At 34.2% G+C, this 19,863-nt stretch carries 22 protein-coding genes; 3 read left to right on the top strand and 19 right to left on the bottom strand.

Annotated elements, in window-relative coordinates; translation table 11 throughout:
* Positions 1 to 51 precede the first annotated feature (51 nt).
* Positions 52 to 474 carry a YtxH domain-containing protein gene (locus tag JNUCC72_RS01495; protein WP_454144209.1) on the bottom strand — a complete coding sequence of 141 codons (423 nt, stop codon included), beginning with the start codon at positions 472 to 474 and terminating at the stop codon, positions 52 to 54.
* A 26-nt stretch (positions 475 to 500) separates the two neighbouring features.
* Entirely contained in the window at positions 501 to 911 is a 411-nt protein-coding gene (locus JNUCC72_RS01490) for a DUF948 domain-containing protein (protein ID WP_454144207.1), read from the bottom strand.
* Between the two features lie 107 nt (positions 912 to 1,018).
* Here JNUCC72_RS01490 and JNUCC72_RS01485 point away from each other — a divergent pair, with 107 nt between their 5' ends.
* Positions 1,019 to 1,858 carry a mechanosensitive ion channel family protein gene (locus JNUCC72_RS01485; protein ID WP_454144205.1) on the top strand — a complete coding sequence of 280 codons (840 nt, stop codon included), beginning with the start codon at positions 1,019 to 1,021 and terminating at the stop codon, positions 1,856 to 1,858.
* A gap of 39 nt (positions 1,859 to 1,897) precedes the next feature.
* On the opposite strand, the gene JNUCC72_RS01480 is transcribed toward JNUCC72_RS01485, so the two are convergent.
* From JNUCC72_RS01480 to JNUCC72_RS01445, 8 genes are all read right to left on the bottom strand, one after another.
* Complete coding sequence (locus JNUCC72_RS01480) at positions 1,898 to 2,419, bottom strand: metallophosphoesterase family protein (protein ID WP_454144203.1); 522 nt, start codon at positions 2,417 to 2,419, stop codon at positions 1,898 to 1,900.
* The gene (locus tag JNUCC72_RS01475; RefSeq protein WP_454144201.1) at positions 2,412 to 3,032 is read right to left on the bottom strand and encodes an XTP/dITP diphosphatase; all 621 of its coding nucleotides are present in this window, start codon (positions 3,030 to 3,032) and stop codon (positions 2,412 to 2,414) included. The genes JNUCC72_RS01480 and JNUCC72_RS01475 overlap by 8 nt, the downstream gene beginning before the upstream one ends.
* An 11-nt stretch (positions 3,033 to 3,043) precedes the next feature.
* On the bottom strand, positions 3,044 to 3,832 hold the full coding sequence (gene murI / locus JNUCC72_RS01470) for a glutamate racemase (protein ID WP_454144199.1): 789 nt from the start codon (positions 3,830 to 3,832) through the stop codon (positions 3,044 to 3,046).
* 19 nt (positions 3,833 to 3,851) lie between these two features.
* Positions 3,852 to 4,094, bottom strand: coding sequence for a D-alanine--poly(phosphoribitol) ligase subunit 2 (gene dltC, locus JNUCC72_RS01465; RefSeq protein ID WP_454144197.1), 243 nt, complete (start codon positions 4,092 to 4,094; stop codon positions 3,852 to 3,854).
* Between the two features lie 78 nt (positions 4,095 to 4,172).
* Positions 4,173 to 4,484, bottom strand: coding sequence for a thioredoxin (gene trxA, locus JNUCC72_RS01460; protein WP_056974375.1), 312 nt, complete (start codon positions 4,482 to 4,484; stop codon positions 4,173 to 4,175).
* Positions 4,485 to 4,556: 72 nt separating this feature from the next.
* On the bottom strand, positions 4,557 to 6,941 hold the full coding sequence (locus JNUCC72_RS01455) for an endonuclease MutS2 (protein WP_454144195.1): 2,385 nt from the start codon (positions 6,939 to 6,941) through the stop codon (positions 4,557 to 4,559).
* A gap of 137 nt (positions 6,942 to 7,078) precedes the next feature.
* Positions 7,079 to 8,374 carry an adenylosuccinate lyase gene (gene purB, locus JNUCC72_RS01450; RefSeq protein WP_454144193.1) on the bottom strand — a complete coding sequence of 432 codons (1,296 nt, stop codon included), beginning with the start codon at positions 8,372 to 8,374 and terminating at the stop codon, positions 7,079 to 7,081.
* A gap of 5 nt (positions 8,375 to 8,379) precedes the next feature.
* Complete coding sequence (locus JNUCC72_RS01445) at positions 8,380 to 9,669, bottom strand: adenylosuccinate synthase (RefSeq protein ID WP_454144191.1); 1,290 nt, start codon at positions 9,667 to 9,669, stop codon at positions 8,380 to 8,382.
* A gap of 217 nt (positions 9,670 to 9,886) precedes the next feature.
* Here JNUCC72_RS01445 and JNUCC72_RS01440 point away from each other — a divergent pair, with 217 nt between their 5' ends.
* Complete coding sequence (locus JNUCC72_RS01440) at positions 9,887 to 10,855, top strand: GMP reductase (RefSeq protein WP_454144189.1); 969 nt, start codon at positions 9,887 to 9,889, stop codon at positions 10,853 to 10,855.
* A gap of 22 nt (positions 10,856 to 10,877) precedes the next feature.
* Here the strand turns inward: JNUCC72_RS01440 and JNUCC72_RS01435 are convergent, their stop codons facing one another.
* The 3 genes from JNUCC72_RS01435 to JNUCC72_RS01425 are packed head-to-tail and all read right to left on the bottom strand — an operon-like array spanning position 10,878 to position 13,220.
* The gene (locus tag JNUCC72_RS01435; RefSeq protein ID WP_454144187.1) at positions 10,878 to 11,771 is read right to left on the bottom strand and encodes an RluA family pseudouridine synthase; all 894 of its coding nucleotides are present in this window, start codon (positions 11,769 to 11,771) and stop codon (positions 10,878 to 10,880) included.
* Positions 11,755 to 12,570: an NAD kinase gene (locus tag JNUCC72_RS01430; RefSeq protein WP_454144185.1), complete on the bottom strand. Its 816-nt coding sequence runs from the start codon at positions 12,568 to 12,570 to the stop codon at positions 11,755 to 11,757. The genes JNUCC72_RS01435 and JNUCC72_RS01430 overlap by 17 nt, the downstream gene beginning before the upstream one ends.
* 17 nt (positions 12,571 to 12,587) lie before the next feature.
* Positions 12,588 to 13,220 carry a GTP pyrophosphokinase gene (locus JNUCC72_RS01425; RefSeq protein ID WP_454144183.1) on the bottom strand — a complete coding sequence of 211 codons (633 nt, stop codon included), beginning with the start codon at positions 13,218 to 13,220 and terminating at the stop codon, positions 12,588 to 12,590.
* Positions 13,221 to 13,295: 75 nt separating this feature from the next.
* Here JNUCC72_RS01425 and JNUCC72_RS01420 point away from each other — a divergent pair, with 75 nt between their 5' ends.
* Positions 13,296 to 13,889 (top strand): CYTH domain-containing protein, encoded by a 594-nt coding sequence (locus JNUCC72_RS01420; RefSeq protein WP_454144181.1) that lies wholly within the window; start codon positions 13,296 to 13,298, stop codon positions 13,887 to 13,889.
* Here JNUCC72_RS01420 and JNUCC72_RS01415 read toward each other — a convergent pair.
* From JNUCC72_RS01415 to JNUCC72_RS01390, 6 genes are all read right to left on the bottom strand, one after another.
* Entirely contained in the window at positions 13,879 to 14,811 is a 933-nt protein-coding gene (locus JNUCC72_RS01415; protein WP_454144179.1) for a competence protein CoiA, read from the bottom strand. The genes JNUCC72_RS01420 and JNUCC72_RS01415 overlap by 11 nt on opposite strands.
* A gap of 40 nt (positions 14,812 to 14,851) precedes the next feature.
* Positions 14,852 to 15,526: an adaptor protein MecA gene (locus tag JNUCC72_RS01410; protein WP_454144177.1), complete on the bottom strand. Its 675-nt coding sequence runs from the start codon at positions 15,524 to 15,526 to the stop codon at positions 14,852 to 14,854.
* Positions 15,527 to 15,659: 133 nt separating this feature from the next.
* On the bottom strand, positions 15,660 to 16,058 hold the full coding sequence (spxA, locus tag JNUCC72_RS01405) for a transcriptional regulator SpxA (protein ID WP_454144175.1): 399 nt from the start codon (positions 16,056 to 16,058) through the stop codon (positions 15,660 to 15,662).
* 228 nt (positions 16,059 to 16,286) lie between these two features.
* A complete protein-coding gene (locus JNUCC72_RS01400) occupies positions 16,287 to 17,021 on the bottom strand; it encodes an MBL fold metallo-hydrolase (RefSeq protein ID WP_454144173.1) in 735 nt (244 codons plus the stop codon).
* Between the two features lie 17 nt (positions 17,022 to 17,038).
* Positions 17,039 to 19,093: a hypothetical protein gene (locus tag JNUCC72_RS01395; protein ID WP_454144171.1), complete on the bottom strand. Its 2,055-nt coding sequence runs from the start codon at positions 19,091 to 19,093 to the stop codon at positions 17,039 to 17,041.
* Positions 19,083 to 19,841 carry an ABC transporter ATP-binding protein gene (locus JNUCC72_RS01390; RefSeq protein ID WP_454144169.1) on the bottom strand — a complete coding sequence of 253 codons (759 nt, stop codon included), beginning with the start codon at positions 19,839 to 19,841 and terminating at the stop codon, positions 19,083 to 19,085. Before JNUCC72_RS01390 ends, JNUCC72_RS01395 begins: the two co-directional genes overlap by 11 nt.
* Between the last annotated feature and the right edge of the window lie 22 nt (positions 19,842 to 19,863).

Raw genomic sequence — 19,863 nt, 5'->3', positions numbered from 1 at the left:
TTTCAAACAAAAAAACGGCAAAGGCTAATGCCTTTGCCGTCAAATAATGACTTATTTTTTGATTTCACGATCAATATCGTTAATCATTTGTTTTGAAGATTCTTTAGCTTTGTTAAAGGCTTGTTTACCATCAATAACAATATCATCAAAATCTGTGATTTCTGAGTTATCGTTTTGGTTAGCATGACGTTTAATTTGATCTTTTAATGCATCAGTAGATTGATCATATTTGTCTTTAATATCTTCTAATTTATCTTGAGAAGTTGCTTTTAATTCTTCAGCTTTATCTTTAGCTTGGCTAGCGTAGTCTGAGAATTGTTCAGATGCTTGTGTTGCGTAGTCTGAAGCTTTTTCTTTTAAATCTTGACCTTTTTTAGCTAATTCATTTTTTGTTTCTTCTGAAACCATAGCTGAAGCAGCAAAACCTGTTGCAGCACCTACTAAAAATCCAAAAATAAATTTACCTGTACTCATTATTTTGTCCCCCTATTAATTTACTGTTATTTTTTCTTTTTACCTCTAAAACGTTTAAACAAACCACCAGCAACTGTTGCTTTACCCATGTTTTTAGTCATTCCTGAAAAACGTGAAGCAGCATTAGATGTGCTTTCGTTTAATTTTGAAACGCTAGTACCTAAGTCAGCAGCAGCTTTAAATACTGGATCTAATTCACGTGTTTTGTTATTTACTGTTTGTAACAAAACATTAGATTTTGCCATCAAGTTTTCGGCTTGAATCGCAATTGAATCAACATCATCTGTTACATTAGATAATGTTTTTGTTGTTTGTGCTATTGTTTCGTCTACTTTTTTTAGTGTTCGCAAAAGTCTCATTAAAAAGATTCCTGCAAAGACAACTAAAAGTAAAAATGCAATAGCAGCAATTAACCCGGCCATTTCACCATATGTCATTACTATTACCTCCACATTTCACTTTTATATTTACTCCTAAAGTTTAGCATTTATTTATGTCAACGGCAATTTAAAGATGTTAAAATAAACATTAGGAGGAATATATTATGCAGAATTTTCATTTAGCTAATTTATCTGGTTTATTCGACTGGAATAAAATCTTAGATTCATTAATCAGTATCGGAATTCAGGTTGTTATCACCTCAGTTGTTTTCTGGATTATTTGGAAAGTTGGTATTCGCTTAATTAAACTAGCTTTTGCCAAACAAAGAAAACCAAGAATGAAAAAGAGCCGTCAAAAAACGATTGAGTCTCTTTTAGAAAATATTTTTAGATACTTTATTATCTTTTGTTACATATATGGTGTCCTTAAAATTATGGGACTTCCTGTTGATGCCCTACTTGCCAGTGCCGGTATCTTAAGTGTGGCCATTGGTTTAGGTGCACAAGGATTCTTTAATGATGTTGTGACAGGTTTCTTTATTTTAGCCGAACAACAAATCGATGTTGGCGACTGGGTTACAATCGGTGCTGTTTCAGGGACTGTTACTTCTGTTGGAATTAGAACCACACAAGTTCAGTCCGTTGATGGTACTTTAAACTATATCCCAAACCGTAACATTACCATCGTTTCTAACAGTAACCGCGGTACTATGCGTGGAATTGTTAACTTTGACTTACCTACTGACGTTAATATTGATGACGTTAAGAAAATGGTGGAGCATGTTCATGCTGAAATGGTTCCTAATTACAAAGATATCATTGGTGAACCAAGATTTGTGGGAGCCATTAAACAATCAGGAAATATGGTGACTTATCGAACATTAATCGATGCTAAAGCTGATACACAATGGCAAATTCAACGTGACTTCTTATCTGGTTACCTTAAGGAATTTGCGCTTAATGGCATTGTTATTCCAGAATCTAACAGCGTAACATTATCTTAATCAAAACAAAAAAGACTGTTTAAAAGCAGTCTTTTTTATTTACCTTTGATATTTAATTGAAAGAGATGGCAACAACAGTCCTTCTTGATCATAAAAATTAATCTGATATTGCGCAGTTGTAATCGTTAAAATCGCATATGTTCCACTAGCTTTTAATCTAAGATCACGTGACTTTGAAAGTGAACCAGGATTAAGTAGTAACAAATCATCAAAGTAAGAAACAAAAGGTTGATGCGTATGACCGAAAACTAAAATGTTAGTTTGTCGTTCTAATCCTTTAAACTGTAACCGCATTGGATTATAAGCAATATTATCTTCTAAATGACCGTGGCATAATAATAACCCAGTATCGTCAATCTGAATGGTTTCTTCATCTGGTAGTTTAAATTCTTCAGCCATATTCCCGTGAACAGCTATCACATTGGTAACATCATCACTTGAAGTAAATTGTCCGTCCCCTGCATGAATAATTTTATCAACTTCAGTTTGATGACGTTTAATTACTTCTTGCATCAACGCTGTCTGGCCATGAGTATCACTCATAATTAAAACTTTAGTCATTATTTTGACAGTCCTTTAACCATTGTGGCAATTGTTCAGCTAATTGCTTAAATGCCAGTCCTCTATGGCTAATTTCATTTTTTTCATCAAGTGTCATTTGTGCTAATGTTTTTTGTTTATCTTCCACAAAGAATAAAGGATCGTATCCAAAACCACCGTCTCCTTTTGGAATAGCCGTAATTCGACCCGCCAACTGGCCTTCAACGACCAAATCATTTTCAGGCTGGTTTGGAAAACTAACAACAATTGTCGTGTGAAAACTTGCTTGGCGTTTTTCATCTGGAACTCCGCCTAATTCACTCAATAGCTTCGCATTATTTCTTGCTGGGTTTTGAGGCTCACCTGCATAACGAGCTGAGAAAACACCGGGTGCATTATGTAATGCCTTAACACATAAGCCAGAATCATCAGCTATCGTTGGTAATTGGCTATATTCTGCTAAAGCATGTGCTTTGAGTTTTGCATTTTGTTCAAATGTTCGTCCCGTTTCTTGTACATGAGGTGAGTTTTCTAAATCTGCTAGAGATACAATTTCATAATTTGTATCTTTTAATAGCTGATTTAATTCTTTTACTTTACCTTGATTAGTTGTTGCAATTAGTAGTTTTGTCATTTTGAATCCTCTCATAACTTAACTTGTTTAATTTCATCAAAAGTCTGGCCAAGCCATTTTTTTGCAGCTTGTTCAAAAGCTTGCTTTGATCCCGTTGTATAACCATAATTAAAATGTATATTATGACTGGCAAATGCGTCACGCTGTTTAAGTAACTGCGTGATTTGTTGGCAAATCCCTTCTGCTGGATCAACGACTTCAACTTTTTGTGAAGTAAATTCTTGGGCAATTTGATTTTGAATTAAAGGATAATGTGTACATCCTAAAATCAGCGTATCAAAACACTGGCCTTTCAACACTTGCAAGCTATCGTGAATAATAGGCTGTAAATCAAGTACATTGTTTTCAATTGCGGGTACTAATTGTGGCGTTGCTAACGAGATCACTTCACATGTTTCATCTGCTTGTTTCAGTGCATTTTCATAAGCATCTGACTTAATTGTCGCTTGAGTTGCAATCACCGCAATTTGATTGGTTTTAGTTCGAGTTGAAGCAATAGTACTTCCAGCTGAAATCACGCCAATTATTGGAATATCTACTTTTTCTTGTATGGCCGTCATAGCAACTGCCGTTGCAGTATTACAAGCAAAAACAATCATTTTAACATCTTGTTCAATTAAAAAATCGACTAATTTTTGTGTCAATTGAATGATTTCGCTTGCACTTTTGTTTCCATATGGCAAATGAGCTTGATCGCCAATATAGATAGTGGATTCGTGAGGCAAAGTCTTTTTAACTTGTTTCAAAACACTTAGTCCACCTAATCCTGAATCTAATAATCCAATGGGTCGATTATCCAAAAAATCACCATTTCTATATTTATTTTTGTGATAATATCTCTAATTGATTTAAAATTTTGCTAGGCGTCTGCCACAGTTTCTCATCATAATCGTTAGCTGAAATATCTAATCCCAATTGATTATTAAATGCGTAAATGAGCTGAACGGTTTTTAAATCATCTAAAATATGAGTTTGATAAAGATTAATGTCAGGCGAATCTTGTAATCGACGCTGTTTGGTAACTTGATTTAAAATCGTATAAAATTTTTGTTTGTCTATCATCGTAAATCCTCCTGCTCATTCATTATACAAAAAAATCCCTTATAAAATCATTATAAGGGAATTTTTGTGTTTAGAAAACTAAGCAGTGTATTCTTCTAATTTTGAACGTAATTGTTCTTTAGCTTGGTAACCTGTTAATTTTTCAACAATTTCACCATCTTTTTTAATCATCAATGTTGGAATTGCCATAATACCAAATGATTGTGGTGTTTTAGGATTTTCATCAACATCCATTTTAGTGAAGTTAACATTATCCATTTCTTCAGCTAAATCTTCAATAACTGGAGATTGCATACGACATGGACCACACCAAGTTGCCCAAAAGTCAACCAATGTCACACCGTTATCTGTTTCTTGTGCAAAATTTTGATCTGTTATTTCTTTAACCATAATCTTTTTGCCTCCTAATTTGTTGTTAAACATAGTTTACTCAATCCACTTACTTTTTGCAAGTGAAAGTTATTATTTAAATTCGACAATCGTAGCACCGGAACCACCATTACCTTCTGGTGCATAACCAAAGCTTTTTACATGTGAATTACGTTTAAGATATTGATTAACACCATTTCGAATAGCACCTGTTCCGATTCCATGGATAATTGTTACACTATCAAAGTTAGAAAGCAAGGCCTCATCAATGTAACGATCCAAATTCATCATTGCTTCATCATAACGTTGACCACGTAGGTCAAGGGATGCACGTGTTGAGCGCAAGTTAATTGAACGTGTCTTTTTGATTTTTTGTTGCTTAGGTTGTGATGATTGTGATGATTTAGAATTAGATAATTTTTCTAAATCTTTGGCTGCCACTTTTACTTTTAAAGCACCAATTTGCACTTCAAAATGTTTATCATCTAGAACCTTAGCTACCGTCCCAACTTGGCCATAGGCTAAAACTTTGACCTGGTCATTTTGCTTAATCGTTTGTTTTTTCTTTTCTCTTCTTAAGACTTTATTATGTTTAAGATTATTATCTCTTAAATGATTAAGTTGGCCTTTTGCAGCTATTAATTGGTCTTCTTTAACGCCCACTTTTGATTTTGCTTGTTTTTGGTAGCCTTGCAGTGTCTTGATAATATCATCGGCTTCTTTTTGTGCTTGCTTGAGTGTTTCGTCTGCTTTTTCTTTAGCTTGCTCAATTTCACGGTTAACATTACGGTGATAGAAATCTAATCCTTGATTTAATTTTTCGTAAGTCTCTTTTGATTCTTGAACTTTTTGCTCAAACTCTTCTTTTAATTCTGTTGCCTTTTTAGTTTCATCAGCTAACTTTTTAATCATGTCGTTCAAATCACTACTTTGATCTTGACGTAAACTTTTAGCTTGTTCAATAACATCTGTTGGCATCCCTAATCTTTTAGCAATTTCAAAGGCATTACTATAACCTGGCACACCTAGTAACAAATGATACGTTGGGCTCAGTGATTCAACATCAAATTCCATGCTGGCATTTGTCGTTCTATCACGATTATACGCATATAGTTTTAACTCAGGGTAGTGAGTCGTTGCCATTAATTTCACTTGCAACTTCTTAAAGTGATCTAAAATTGAAATCGCTAAGTCTGATCCTTCTTCTGGATCCGTTCCTGAACCTAACTCATCAAGCAAGATTAAACTGTCTTGATTAGCTTCTGACATGATATTAATAATGTTATCCATATGTGAGGAGAATGTACTCAAGTTTTGCTCAATAGATTGTTCATCACCAATATCCGCAAAAATTTCGCTAAATACACCGACTTCACTATATTCTTTTGCAGAGATAAATAGTCCTGATTGTGCCATTAGTTGCAACAACCCAACTGTTTTTAAACTAATTGTCTTACCACCAGTATTAGGACCTGTAATCAACATAAAATCATAATCTTCACCTAAAATAATGTCATTAGCCACTACTTTTTCAGGGTCAATTAGCGGATGTCTGGCTTTATTCAGCTTAATTGCATGACTATTATTAATAACTGGTTCAACAGCCTTCATTTGGTTGGCTAATAAGGCTTTCGCTTGAATAAAGTCAAGTGAAGCGACTTTTTCATCAATCGTTTGGATGTTTGTCATTTCTTCCCGAGTCCAATTAGTTAGCTCATCTAAGATACGACGAATTTCCATTTTTTCTCTAGCTGTTAGTTCTTGTAGATTATTGTTTAAATCAACAATTTTACCTGGTTCAATAAATAGGGTTTGACCTGTTGCACTTTGGTCATGGACAATCCCACCAAATTTACCACGATGGTTGGCTTTAACCGGCAGAACCAAACGATTATCACGAATCGTAATAATTGCTTCACTTAAATAATTAGCTGTACTACCTTTTAAATAAGCTTCCATTTGCTGACGGATATTATCTTCTGTTTTTTGGTAGTGATGACGAATTGACTTCAACGTCTGACTAGCTGTGTCTAACACATTACCTTCACTATCGAACGTTTTCTCTAGTCGTTTAGTCAACTCAAGTGGTAAGTCAACATCATCCACTAGTCCCATCAGTGCATTTAGACTTAATTCATAATCTTTTGGATCAAAGTCTAAAAAGGTTAAGACATCTCGCATAACGGAGAGCAACAAACTAATAGTTGAAAGTTCTTTCGCATTTAATGTGGCATTTTCTAACTTCAATCGTTTAATAATTGGCGAAATATCTTGATAAGCAACAATAGGTAAGCGGCCCTTAATTCTAAGGAGGTTAACAGCATCTAATGTTTTATCTAGCTCATCTTTTACACCTTGATAAGTTTTATGAGGTAATAAATTTTGGGCTTTATTTTGAGCATTATCTGTTACCGTTAATTCACTTAATTGACTTGTAATTTTATCAAATTCCAGCGTCTTTAATATTTTTGAATTCATAACAGTTCCTTCCAAAAAAGAATAGGCCCGTTTTAGGCCTATTCTTTATTTATATTCAATTAACAGTTGTTTCACTACAGTATTAATTTTAGCGGTGATTAACCCAAAGTGCAACAGTTGAGCGCTAAAAGTTAAGACTAAGCTAAGCCAACCTTTTTGAAAATGTCATCAACATGGCGCAAGTGATAATTGTAGTCAAAGGCATCATCTAAATCTTCTGCAGTCAAGTGTTTTGTGATAGCTTCAGTTGCTTCAACTAATGGTCTGAATTGTTTCTTTTCATCCCATGACATTGCTGTCAGTGGTTGAACGAGATCGTAAGCTTCTTCACGTGACAATCCTTTTTCAACTAACTTCAGTAATAGACGTTGACTATAAATTAAGCCGTATGTTTTTGACATGTTTTCCTTCATTGTTTCAGGGAAAACAGTTAAGTTTTCAACAATGTTTGAAAAACGATTCAACATGTAATCAAGTAATGTTGTCGCATCTGGTAAGATAATACGTTCTACAGATGAATGTGAAATATCACGTTCGTGCCATAATGGCATATCTTCTAGTGCTGGCTGAACGTAACCACGGATAACACGTGCTAATCCACTAATGTTTTCTGATCCAATTGGATTACGTTTATGTGGCATTGCTGAAGATCCTTTTTGTCCTTCGTTGAAGAACTCTTCAACTTCATGGATTTCTGAACGTTGTAAACTACGTACTTCAGTTGCAAAAGTTTCAAGACTTGTTGCAATTAAAGCAAGTGTTGACATGTAATCAGCATATAAGTCACGTGGTAATACCTGACTTGCAATATCCATTGGTTTTAAGCCAATTTCTTTCATCATTGATTCTTCTACTTGTGGAGGTACGTTGGCATAAGTTCCAACAGCACCACTAATTTTACCCACTGCAACTTCTTCTGCCACACGAACAAAACGAGCGCGTTGACGTTTCATTTCTGAGTACCAACGAGCAACTTTTAATCCAAAAGTAGTTGGTTCAGCATGTACACCATGAGTACGTCCCATCATGACAGTATCTTTATATTTTAGTGCTTGTTTTCTTAGAATTTCGATAAAACGATCTAAGTCATCTAGCAAAATTTTGTTTGCCTTTTTAAGTAATACCCCATTAGCTGTATCAACAACATCAGTACTTGTTAATCCAAAATGCACCCATTTTTTCTCTGGTCCTAAATATTCTGAAACATTACGAGTGAAAGCAACAATATCGTGGCGTGTTACCGCTTCGATTTCCGCAATACGTTCTACTGAAAAATCAGCATTTTCTGCAATTTTTTTAGCATCTTCTGCCGGTACTTCGCCAACAGTTACCCAAGCGTTAGTCGCTGCAACTTCAACTTCAAGCCATGCTTGGTAACGTTCTTTTAATGACCAAATGTCCATCATTTCTTTACGCGCGTAACGTTCTAACATATTAATTAATCCTCCCAGATATCTTTCATCACCATTGTTTGATCACGGTCAGGTCCAACAGAAACTGTGAATAATTCAAGTCCTGTTAGTTCACACAACCTTTTCACATAGTTCTTAGCGTTCTCTGGTAAATCTTCAAAACGCTCAACTTTTGTAATATCTTCATGCCAACCTGGCAATGTTTCATAAATTGGTTCAACTTTTGAAAGCTCAACTAAACTTGCTGGGTAATAATCGATTTCTTCCCCATTTAAACGGTAACCCGTTGCAATTTTTAGTGTGTCAAAGCCAGATAAAACATCTAGTAAGTTAACACTTAATTGTTTCAATCCTGAAACACGAACGGCATGTCTCAATGCAACTGTATCTGCCCAACCAATACGACGTGGACGTTTTGTAACAGTACCGTATTCACGACCAATTTCGCGAATTTGGTCACCAATTTCGCCTTCAATTTCTGTTGGGAAAGGACCTTCACCAACACGTGTTGAGTAGGCTTTTGTTACAGCAACAACATTGTCAATTTCTTGTGATGATACACCTGAACCCACAATTGCACCACCAGCTGTTGGGTTAGAAGAAGTCACATAAGGGTAAGTACCGTGATCAACATCAAGCATCACACCTTGTGCACCTTCAAATAATACCTTTTTATTATCGTGTAAAGCTTCAGTAATTAAGACCGATGTATCGACAACATAATCTTTTAATTGTTGACCATAGTCATAGTAAGCTTCAAAAATCTCATCAAAATCAAGACCAGATTTTTGGTATAGCTTTTCAAATAGTTCATTTTTTTCTGCTAGATTTAATTTAAGTTTTTCGTAGAAAACATCTCTATCTAACAAATCAGCCATTCTAATTCCGACACGACTAGCTTTATCCATATAAGCAGGACCAATACCGTTACGGGTTGTTCCGATTTTTTGGTCTTGTCTTTTATCTTCTTGATATTCATCTAATAAGATATGGTATGGCAAAATAACGTGGGCACGATTAGAAATTCTCAAATTGTCAGTTGTGATTGCATTTTCATTTAAGTAATGAATTTCTTTAAGCAATGCTTTAGGGTTGACGACAACGCCGTTCCCAATAACTGCTAATTGATCTTTTCCTAAAATACCTGAAGGAATCAAATGTAACTTGTAGGTTTTATCCTCAAAAACAATTGTATGTCCTGCATTATTTCCACCTTGGTAACGAACAACCATATCGGCTTGTTTACTTAGGAAATCGGTAATTTTACCTTTTCCTTCGTCACCCCATTGACTTCCAATTAAAACTATTCCTGACATTTGGCCACCTCATTTAACTTTTTAAACCGTAAACAAGTTTAGCAATAAGTTAATATTTAGTCAAATGATTAACAGATATTATTGGTTATATATTCTATATTTATTCGTTTTTTAACATTTTAATCTATTGACTTTTCGTTTTTATTTGCTTATATTATTTAGGTGGCGAACGTTTAAAGATTCGTTAAACGAACATTAAAAATGTGGAGGAATTATTTTGTACCCTTTTGATTACGATGATATCCAACTTTTACCTAAGAGATGTATTGTGAACAGCCGTTCTGAAGTTGACACAACTGTTAAGTTAGGTAAGCGTACATTTAAATTACCGGTTGTCCCTGCAAACATGCAAAGTGTGATTGATGAAGAATTAGCCGTTTTCTTAGCTGAGCGTGATTATTTCTATGTTATGCACCGTTTTGAACCCGAAACACGACTAGCGTTTGTTCAAAAAATGCAAGAAAAAGGCTCATTTGCTTCAATTAGTCTAGGGATTAAGGAACCTGAATATGAATTGGTCGATCAATTGGCTAACCAAAATCTAATTCCTGAATATATTACAATTGATATCGCACATGGTCATTCTGACTCTGTTATTAAAATGATTAAATATATCAAAGAAAAGCTACCCGAAAGTTTTGTTATTGCAGGTAATGTTGCGACTCCTGAAGGTGTCCGTGACCTTGAAGCTGCTGGTGCTGATGCGACTAAAGTTGGGGTTGGCCCTGGTAAAGCTTGTATCACTAAACTCAAAACTGGTTTTGGAACAGCTTACTGGCAACTATCAGCCATCAAATGGTGTGCTGAAGCTGCAACCAAGCCTATCATTGCTGACGGTGGCATTCGTCACAATGGGGACTTGGCTAAGTCAATCAAATTTGGCGCTACAATGATTATGGTCGGTTCACTTTTTGCTGGACACGAACAATCACCCGGTCAAGTCATTACAATTGATGGCAAACTATACAAACAATATTGGGGTTCTGCCTCAGATACTCAAAAAGGCAAATACGAAAATGTTGAAGGTAAACAAATGTTGATTGATTACCGAGGTGACATCAAACGTACTCTTAAAGAAATGCAACAAGATTTACAATCAGCTGTTTCTTACGCTGGTGGCAATGAACTTTCAAGTTTAAAAGATGTTGATTATGTCATTTTAAATCACGGCATTGTTCAAAACTAAATAAAAACACCGTAGAAAAAATCTACGGTGTTTTTATTTGCTCTCTTTGACAAATAGCAGTTAAATCTTCAGGCAATGGTGCTTTTGCTGTAATTGTTTCATGAGTTAACGGATGGCTAAAACTGAGACGACTTGCATGAAGCGCTTGACGACTTAAAATCGACTCATCTCCACCATACAAACTATCTCCTAAAAGTGGCTGCCCAAAACTAGCTAAGTGAACTCGAATTTGATGTGTTCGCCCTGTTCTTAGCTTTAGTCCGATAAGACTATAATTAGGGCCTGCTTGAATCAGATTATATTCTGTTTGAGAGTCTTTTCCTGATCTAGCAACTTCTCTTTTGATTGCATCCCCTACAACTCGTGCAATTGGACGATCTATCAACCTAGGAATTTTTTCTATACCAGTTTCAGTCTTGATCAAAGCTAAATAGTACTTATCTAACTTATTTTGTTGAATAAATGCGTGGCCAATGGCATCTTTAGCAACTAATAAGCACCCACTGGTATCTTTGTCTAGCCTTGTAATAACATGTGGCTTTGTTGTAATTGATCGAACTTGAAAGTAACTTAACAACCGATTTACAACTGAGTCAGTTAAGTCTGATTTAGATGGCGTAGATAATAATCCAGCAGGTTTATTAATAATCAAAAATAGCTCATCTTCATATAAAATATCTAATTCTTTATCAACAGCTACCACTTTTTGATTCTTCGGTTCTATCCCCGGAACAAAATGAATGACATCTCCAGCCTTAACGGCGTAAGATGTCATTCTTCTTTTTTGATTAACAAGTATAAAACCGCCATTATGACGACAATTAATCAGAGCTCTTTTTGAAATACCTTGTTTTCTAAGATATTTGCCAACAGTTGTTTTTTTATCTTCAACACTAAATTTATAATAACGTATCATTGTTTTTCTTTTGTCCTAAAAATGAATCTTCCACTCTTGACCAGAAATGAGTATGACGATATTTTGCAAAATGAATCTGCTTATCTGATATCTGATAGATAATCTTACGAACAGAATGATGCTTGATTTCTTTAGAATCAATTGTGACAACATAATCATCAACATGTTCTGGTAACAATGTAATCCACTCATCTGGTGCAATAATAATGGGTGACGATAATGTTCTAAACAAACGATTATTAATCGACGCAATTTCTGTTAATTGTAGTGTCTTTAGCCTAGGGTGAATAACTGCGCCACCTAAAGATTTACTATAGGCTGTTGAACCTGTTGGCGTTGAAATACAAACCCCATCTCCTCTAAAACGTTCAAAAAATTCATTCTTTATGTAAATATCCGTTTTCAAAGTCTGTGACACACGTTTGATAGTTGACTCATTCAAAGATAAATAATGTCTCGTACAAGCACCATCTTCTTCAATGTGGACTTCAAGCAAAGGATAGCTGACAGAAGTAGGCTCTTGTTCCACCAAAGCTTTCACTAGTTCTTTGATTTCATAATTGCGCCAATCTGTATAAAAACCTAGATGTCCGGTATGAACACCAATGAAACGAATTCGGTCAACCATATGAGCATATTTATGAAAACCACCAATCAATGTGCCATCTCCACCAACGGTGATAACTAAATCGGGGTTTTCTTGATCTAGTTCAACCTTATTTTTGGTCAACTCACTTTTTAGTTCGTTAACAACATTTACAGATATTTCTTTTGAATTACTTACAATTGCGACTTTCAACCAAAAAAGCTCCAATCCTACTGTTTTAAATTTTTTGTTAATTGCTGTCTTTGATGTGAGGCATCAATTTCTTCTCGAATAGCAGACATTTCAACATCAAGCTCATAAGCTTTTTGTGCGACGTCTTTCAACCTATCTTTAATTTCAGGTGCATAGTCATTAGGATACTTATAATTCAAACTATGTTCTAGTGTTGCCCAGAAATTCATGGCCAAGGTTCGCAATTGAATCTCAGCTAAAACCACTTTCTTTTCTTCATTATATTGATAAACAGGATATTCAATCACCATATGATAGGAGCGGTAACCGCTAGGTTTATCATTTTGAATGTAATCTCGCTCTTCAACAACCGTCATATCAGTACGGCTGTGAATAACATCAATCACTTGATAAACATCTTCAATAAATGGACACATGATTCTAATTCCAGCAATATCTTGTAAATCTTGCTCTATTAATTCTTCAGCAACATATCTTCTTTTTAATTTTTCTTCTATACTTTCAACTGGCTTTACACGACCTGTCACAAACTCAATTGGAGAATGGTTTGTTTGATCTAAATAGCTCACGCGTAAGCCTCTGAATTTAACTTTGAGTTCATTTACAGCTTGTTGATAAGGCCATAAAAATTTTTTCCAGTCTTTTATCATAGTTTATTCTTCCTCCAATGGGACTTTTTATTTTAGAATGTAGGTAACAATTAAAATTAAAGCGAGGTAAACAAGATGTCAGAAACAATCGAAACAGAATTAAAGCTCATGCTTACACAAGCACAGTTCAACAAATTATTATCAGCTTACACGCTGAAAAAAGCGATTCGTCAAACCAATTATTACTTTGATTCTAAAGAGGCTTGCTTAAAAAATGCTAACTGTGGTTTAAGAATTCGACAGTTCAAAAACTCAGGTGAGCAAACACTTAAAGTCCCTCTTCCAAATAATACCACACATTCATTACGTGAAATAACCGATCCATTATCTTTAACAAAAATCGAAAAAATGCTGGCAACAGACCGTGTTGATTTTTCAGGAAAAGTCGGTGATTATCTTAAAGATAATTTTAAAGATGAACACTTCTATCGACTAGCTCAAGCTCATACCCATCGTTACCTCTTACATGGACCAGAAAATCTCGAATTAACACTTGATCAAACGGACTACCTTGACGGCACTCGTGATTATGAACTCGAAATTGAAACCGACCGATTAAAAGATGCACAAGAAGCAATGGTATTTTTAAAAGAAAAATTCGACTTAACTAGTGACATACCACAAAAAAATAAAGTCGCCCGTGCATTTGAACACCGCACTAAGAATTAAAAAGCTGACTAAGTTGTCGGCTTTTTTTCTGCTCAATAACATGCCCATCCAAATGTCTTAAAGCAATTGGCAAATAAACCGTTACTTCATTAGGTAAACCTAGTTTTGTCTTAATTTTTGCGGTAGTTTCACTTGATAAATAGTACGGCTGTCGATAACTTGTATAACACTCAGCTAATAACTTTTTCAAGTTGTATCCGTTAGCATAGGCTAAACGTTTAATCGTTTCAAGTTCTTTTTGCTTTTTATGCCATTTAATAGGTATTTTTTGGTAATTAAATAATTGATGTGGCTGCTTAATAAACAAGCTAAGTTGCTTAAATCCTTGTGAGTCTAGGTCAAATTCTTGAAGTTGATAGTGAGCTCTAGTTGAGAAATCGTGTCTCATAATATGATATTTTAGTTTTATTTTGTGACTAACTAAGTGAAGCTCAATTAAATAAAAACCCAAATTCTTTTGATATCTCAAGAATTGAATTTGTTTTTTGGCTAGTGTTTGTCGTAGATGTAGCTTTTCTCCTACTAACCAAATGTCTTCGATGCCAAGTTTACGATAGTAATGATGACGATCTTGATGGATAGATTCACTTAATGGCGAACATTGAACCTCGATAGCAATTTGAGTTTTCTCTTCTATAATTAAAATATCAGGCCGCACTTTGTCAGATGGTAAGGTTTTCTCTAAAGAAACATCAGAATAAATCGGCATCAAACTATTATAAACTTGTGCTTTTAATTGCTGATGTTCAACCGTTTCATCATTGGATATTGCTCTTGCCAAGTGCTTAAAATATGGTTTTTTACCATTTGGCTTCAAAAACTGTACGTTTGCCAAACACTTTGGACATTGTACTTTATCAACTTTTTGTGGTTGATAGTTTACTGCATAAATAAGGTTATTATTAACTAAAGCTGCATACAAAAAAGACACCCCTTGTGTTAATTACGCTGGGTGTCGTTTTTTAATTGAAATAAGTTTTTAAGTTTTCAACAGCATTATCAGTCAATACACACTTAGCGTTTGACAGCAATAATTTAGTTTCACCTTGAATCAAATCACCAAATTCATTAACCATAATCCAAAAATCTTTGATAGATAACTCATAAGATTGATGCGGATCAAATCTAAATGACATTAGGTATGTTTGACTGCCAGAGTCAGCATAAAGCTTCGTATCTACTCCGCTCATATGAGGCAACTCTTTAGCCAATTCAATTGCATCTTCAATACTGTTAAATTCATAAATACGATAATAATCAGAAGTATTCTTCTTATCTTCACTTGCATCTACATGTGAAATAGATCCATCGTCTAATGACTGTAATAATTCTTGTAATTGTTGGGCATTATTCTGTGACTCTTGCACCGATTGCTCAGAAGAAACGGCAGATTTTTTCATATTGGTTCGACTAATTAATAGCTCTAACCCGTCGTTGCTTGGCATAATTTGAAATGTAACCGCATCGTTTTGGGCAAAAGTATGATTTTCATCTACTTCTTCTAGGATATTTCTAAAGAATTGTTCAATATGTCCCTGATTTCCTAGAAGATCTAACATGGTGATGCCACGTTCTTCTAAATCTTCACTACCAAGAATCACTCGAATTGTGTTGTCGTTAATACGTTGCATTTCCATATTAATACCACCTCTCGTAATTCTGAAGTTCTTTTTATGTTTATTTCATTAATTAAGGACTGACTATATTTTAACTGATTTATAAAAAAAGAACCAGACAAAACTATCTGATTCTACATCTATTTCAATTGATTTAGAAGCCTTCCATCTCTTCGACTTCTCTTAACTCTTGTTGTCTAACCTTACGAGGCAAAAAGCGTCTGATTTCATCTTCATTAAATCCAATTTGTAAACGTTTTTCATCCGTGATGATAGGACGAATCAATAATCCTGGTTCTTCTACTAATAAGTTAAGTAACTTATCTAATGATAAGTCTTCAAGTTCGACATCTAAGTTTTGAAAAAGTTTTGAGCGTCTTGAAATTAGTTTTTTTGTACCTTCTTCAGTCATACTTAAAATCTTTTTAATCTCTTCTCTTGATAATGGGTTAGCAAAAATATTTCTTTCAACATATGAAATACCGTTTTCTTCTAACCAAGATTTTGCTTTACGACATGATGTACAACTTGGTGATGTATATAAGTTGACCATTTTGACCACGCTCCTTTGCTTTGAATTCTAATTTAGATAATCTCTTTAACAATTCGTAGTATACAACTAAATTTTGCACAATACTACTTAATTTTTAAAAATAAATTATATTGAATTAGACTCAAGCTTATAAAACGCATCAGCATAGTCATTAATTAATTTTAGTATTTTTATAAGTTTTTCTTAATTTTAATTTAATTCTCATTAATTTGCTTTTTACTAATTTGCTTAAACTTTTTGAGTCATACCCACTTCAGCTATTTCAGCATTAACAAAAATTTCTCGTGCTTCATTTAATAACTGGCTATGACTAATTGTTTGGGGCAAGTGACTGAGAAGTAATGACTTTACACCAGCTTTTTGAGCCAGGTTAGCTGATTCTTCAGAAGTCATGTGCCATTTACGCCCTGTCTTATCTTTAGCAAAGTTAGTATCTGTTAACAACAAGTCTGCTCCCTGACTGAATTCGACTAAATCGTCAAAATAAGCAGTATCGGCTGTAAATACAAAAACTTTACCTGTGGCTTTTTCTTTAATTCTCATTGCATAAGCAGGAACTGGATGTTGTGTTCTTAAAAAGTTAATTTCAAAAGGTCCTAAATCAAGTGGTTGATAATCAAAATAAGGATAACCTTTGGTGATGCCATCCATACTCAAATTAGCAAAACTAATAAAATCTTGATTATGGCCATAAATTGGTAAAACTGCTTGTCTTTTTTCGCCAGGATGTAATTGATAATAATATTGTAGTACCCCGATATCGCTAGCGTGATCATGATGATAGTGTGAAAGTAAAACTGCATCTAGTTCGAACGGATTTAAATATTTTTCTAATGCCAAAAGTGAGCCACTCCCTGCATCTAACAACAAGTTAAACCCATCTTCAGATTGTAATAGATAGGAAGAACTTGCTGCTCCAGCATACGGATAACCACCATAAATACCAAGTACTGTTAATTTCATAATTGTGCTCCTTTTAATTAAATTCTTTGTTTAACTAAATACCAATAATTTTTATAAATTGCGTAATACGACACTATTGTAAACCCTATCACCAGTCCACATAAAGTGAAAAAGCTGAGATAACCTTTAAAGTTTAAAGCGACTATAAAGGGAATCAATAGAAGTATCATATACACCATAACAAATAGCGTCGGCATCAAGAAATAGTAGGCTGTATATTTAAAGACTAGTTTTTTGATGTCTGTTTTTAAATGTCCTAACTTAACCAAATATTGATAATCAGCTAAGTTTTGACCGAAATCAGTGTTTAATTTTAGTAATAAAATAACTTGTGTTGCCACAATTAACAGTCCGCTAAAAATAATTAATATAAATTGAATATTTGATAACGTATATGAAGACGATACCTGGCTTTTATAATAAGAGTTATAAGAAGAAAAGTAGTAGGTATCATGCGTTCTGTGATAAGAATCACTTCTTTGACGGCTTGCCTCTGATTCCTTTTCAAGTGTTAGTTTACTTGTGTTTTCATCTGCTACAACACCTTGAGGTAAAATATTATACGAGACTAGATTTGTTAACACCTGTCTATAGTTTTCAAGTTGTTGCGGTTTAATGTCATACGATATAACTTGATAAGTAATATCTGCTTGGATCTGGTCAAAATCCACATCAGAAACAATTAGATTATGAGTAGGTACCGATCCTTGAGGAAATGGAATAAGCCTATCGGAAAAAAGTGAGGATTGATTGGTTAACTCAAAAGTTTTTGTTTGCCCATTTTTTAAAGTTAATCCAATTTCATTTCCTAAAAACTGATATGGCGCTGCATTGAACTGACCTGAATTTAAGAATAATGCTTTAGCACCGACTTGATCATTTGTAGCGTTTGGACGATTAGTTGCTGAATATTGTCTGTTCAAAAAGCCCTGCTGGACACCACGATTATAATCAGACTGTGAAATCACCCCAAACATTTGATTAAAAAAATTTGTATAGTAAAGTAATTTGATAGGTGTCACCTGCTGATACTGAACATCAAGACCATTGTCTCGCATCGCTTGTTCAACTTTATTTTGAGTAAAACTAGTCGTTACAAATTCAGTGGGGTTATTTTTTACATTACTTTGAGCCAATCCATTATCACCATATGTAAAGATAAACAAAGCAATTATTGCTAGCATATTAATCACAGCAATCACAATAGCTGTCCAAGTACTATCAGATAAACTACGCTTCAAATGACTATAAACTAAAATTTTGAAGTCTGTCGCTTTTCTTTTATGCTTTCTTTTTTCTAATACTCGAAAAATCCACCATCTAAAAAAAGTAATTAAAAATAATAACGCAAGCAAAGCATATATAAATGGGAATTTCATAAAAACAACTAGAGACATCAGAATTCCAATTAGAAGAAATAATTGAAAAATAGTAGCCAAGATACCAGGACTTCTTCTTAATTTTCGTCTTTTAATTTCTGATTTTTTAGGGTTGGCATATTTATTGAAATAAGTTGGATTTTTTATGAGCCTTGTAACTATAATAAAAATCAAAAATTGTAGCCAAAAAACCAGTAAAAAAGTAAAAAAGGTATCTTGCACTGGCATTTTAAATACCATACTCCACGTACTTTGCCAACCTAACAGGCGAATTAACAGTAGATTTAAAAGTGGCGTTATAATAATGCCCATTACAATTCCTACTATTAAGGAAATAAAATGGATAACAAACTGCTGCAATGCAAAAAATGTGACAACTTGACCTTTATTAAACCCTGCAATTAATAAACTAGCTAGATTTTTTTTTGAAATTTTAAAAAGTAAAATAGAGGCAATCACTAAAAAAAGGATGATAAAGGCTAATTCTGAAATCTTGGTTATCATAGCTATTATGCTAATACTCATCATAGAAAATCCAGACAAGAGATGATAATCAATATTTTGATAGCTGGGATTGTAAGTTAGATTAGCAAAGAAAAAGTAAACAGCTATAGCTAAAGCCAGCGCTAATCCATAAACAGTAAAATGACCAATATTACTTTTCAGGTCTTTTAAGGCTACTTTAAAAATCATACCCTTCACCTCCACCAACCGTCGCCTGCATTTCAACAATTGATTCAAAGAAGGCTTGTCGGCTATCTACTCGATTAATTTGTGAAAATAAGCGGCCATCCTTCACAAAAATAATTCGATCACAATAACTTGCTGCAAAAGGATCATGAGTTACCATGACTAAAGTGTGATAATCTCGATTCAATTGACTTAAGAATTGTAAAAGATACGTTGCCGATTTTGAATCTAAACTTCCTGTTGGTTCATCAGCCAATATTAATTCGGGTTCTTTGACAATTGCTCTTGCTGCACTAACTTTTTGCTGTTGTCCTGGTGATAAATCAAAAACATTTTGATCTAGCAATGATTCAATATCGAGTCGATTGGCAATATCAAAAACTTTTTCTTCAATATTTTTTCGCTTAACTCTTAAAGATAACAAAGGCAACTCAATGTTTTCTTTAACAGTCAATGAGCTTAGCAAGTTAGGATTTTGGAAAATAATTCCCATCTTTCTTTGACGATTTTTAGCGCGTTGACTATCTGAAAAGTTTCTCAAGTCAATGCCGTCCATCATAATTTTACCGAATGACAAATAATCGATTTGAGCCAATAAATTCAAGATTGTACTTTTACCAGAACCAGATGGCCCCATTATTCCTAAAAACTCGCCCTTTTCTACCTTAAAACTCAAGTTATCAAGGGCCTGGACTTGATTCACACCATATCCATACATTTTTGAAACTTGTTTAACCTCTATATAACTCATACCAAACTCCCTTTGATTTTTT

It is taken from the genome of Holzapfeliella sp. JNUCC 72, assembly GCF_053668685.1.
This window is presented reverse-complemented; position numbering and strand designations above follow the sequence as displayed.

Excerpts from the sequence above, each read along its gene's own strand:
- JNUCC72_RS01400 (WP_454144173.1), bottom strand. The coding sequence starts at position 17,021 with ATGAAATTAACAGTACTTGGTATTTATGGTGGTTATCCGTATGCTGGA.
- JNUCC72_RS01490 (WP_454144207.1), bottom strand. The coding sequence starts at position 911 with ATGACATATGGTGAAATGGCCGGGTTAATTGCTGCTATTGCATTTTTA.
- JNUCC72_RS01435 (WP_454144187.1), bottom strand. The coding sequence starts at position 11,771 with ATGATACGTTATTATAAATTTAGTGTTGAAGATAAAAAAACAACTGTT.
- JNUCC72_RS01495 (WP_454144209.1), bottom strand. The coding sequence starts at position 474 with ATGAGTACAGGTAAATTTATTTTTGGATTTTTAGTAGGTGCTGCAACA.
- JNUCC72_RS01395 (WP_454144171.1), bottom strand. The coding sequence starts at position 19,093 with ATGATTTTTAAAGTAGCCTTAAAAGACCTGAAAAGTAATATTGGTCAT.
- JNUCC72_RS01485 (WP_454144205.1), top strand. The coding sequence starts at position 1,019 with ATGCAGAATTTTCATTTAGCTAATTTATCTGGTTTATTCGACTGGAAT.
- JNUCC72_RS01480 (WP_454144203.1), bottom strand. The coding sequence starts at position 2,419 with ATGACTAAAGTTTTAATTATGAGTGATACTCATGGCCAGACAGCGTTG.
- JNUCC72_RS01420 (WP_454144181.1), top strand. The coding sequence starts at position 13,296 with ATGTCAGAAACAATCGAAACAGAATTAAAGCTCATGCTTACACAAGCA.
- trxA (WP_056974375.1), bottom strand. The coding sequence starts at position 4,484 with ATGGTTAAAGAAATAACAGATCAAAATTTTGCACAAGAAACAGATAAC.
- JNUCC72_RS01425 (WP_454144183.1), bottom strand. The coding sequence starts at position 13,220 with ATGATAAAAGACTGGAAAAAATTTTTATGGCCTTATCAACAAGCTGTA.
- purB (WP_454144193.1), bottom strand. The coding sequence starts at position 8,374 with ATGTTAGAACGTTACGCGCGTAAAGAAATGATGGACATTTGGTCATTA.
- spxA (WP_454144175.1), bottom strand. The coding sequence starts at position 16,058 with ATGGTCAACTTATATACATCACCAAGTTGTACATCATGTCGTAAAGCA.
- JNUCC72_RS01410 (WP_454144177.1), bottom strand. The coding sequence starts at position 15,526 with ATGGAAATGCAACGTATTAACGACAACACAATTCGAGTGATTCTTGGT.
- dltC (WP_454144197.1), bottom strand. The coding sequence starts at position 4,094 with ATGATAGACAAACAAAAATTTTATACGATTTTAAATCAAGTTACCAAA.
- JNUCC72_RS01455 (WP_454144195.1), bottom strand. The coding sequence starts at position 6,941 with ATGAATTCAAAAATATTAAAGACGCTGGAATTTGATAAAATTACAAGT.
- JNUCC72_RS01445 (WP_454144191.1), bottom strand. The coding sequence starts at position 9,669 with ATGTCAGGAATAGTTTTAATTGGAAGTCAATGGGGTGACGAAGGAAAA.
- JNUCC72_RS01390 (WP_454144169.1), bottom strand. The coding sequence starts at position 19,841 with ATGAGTTATATAGAGGTTAAACAAGTTTCAAAAATGTATGGATATGGT.
- JNUCC72_RS01475 (WP_454144201.1), bottom strand. The coding sequence starts at position 3,032 with ATGACAAAACTACTAATTGCAACAACTAATCAAGGTAAAGTAAAAGAA.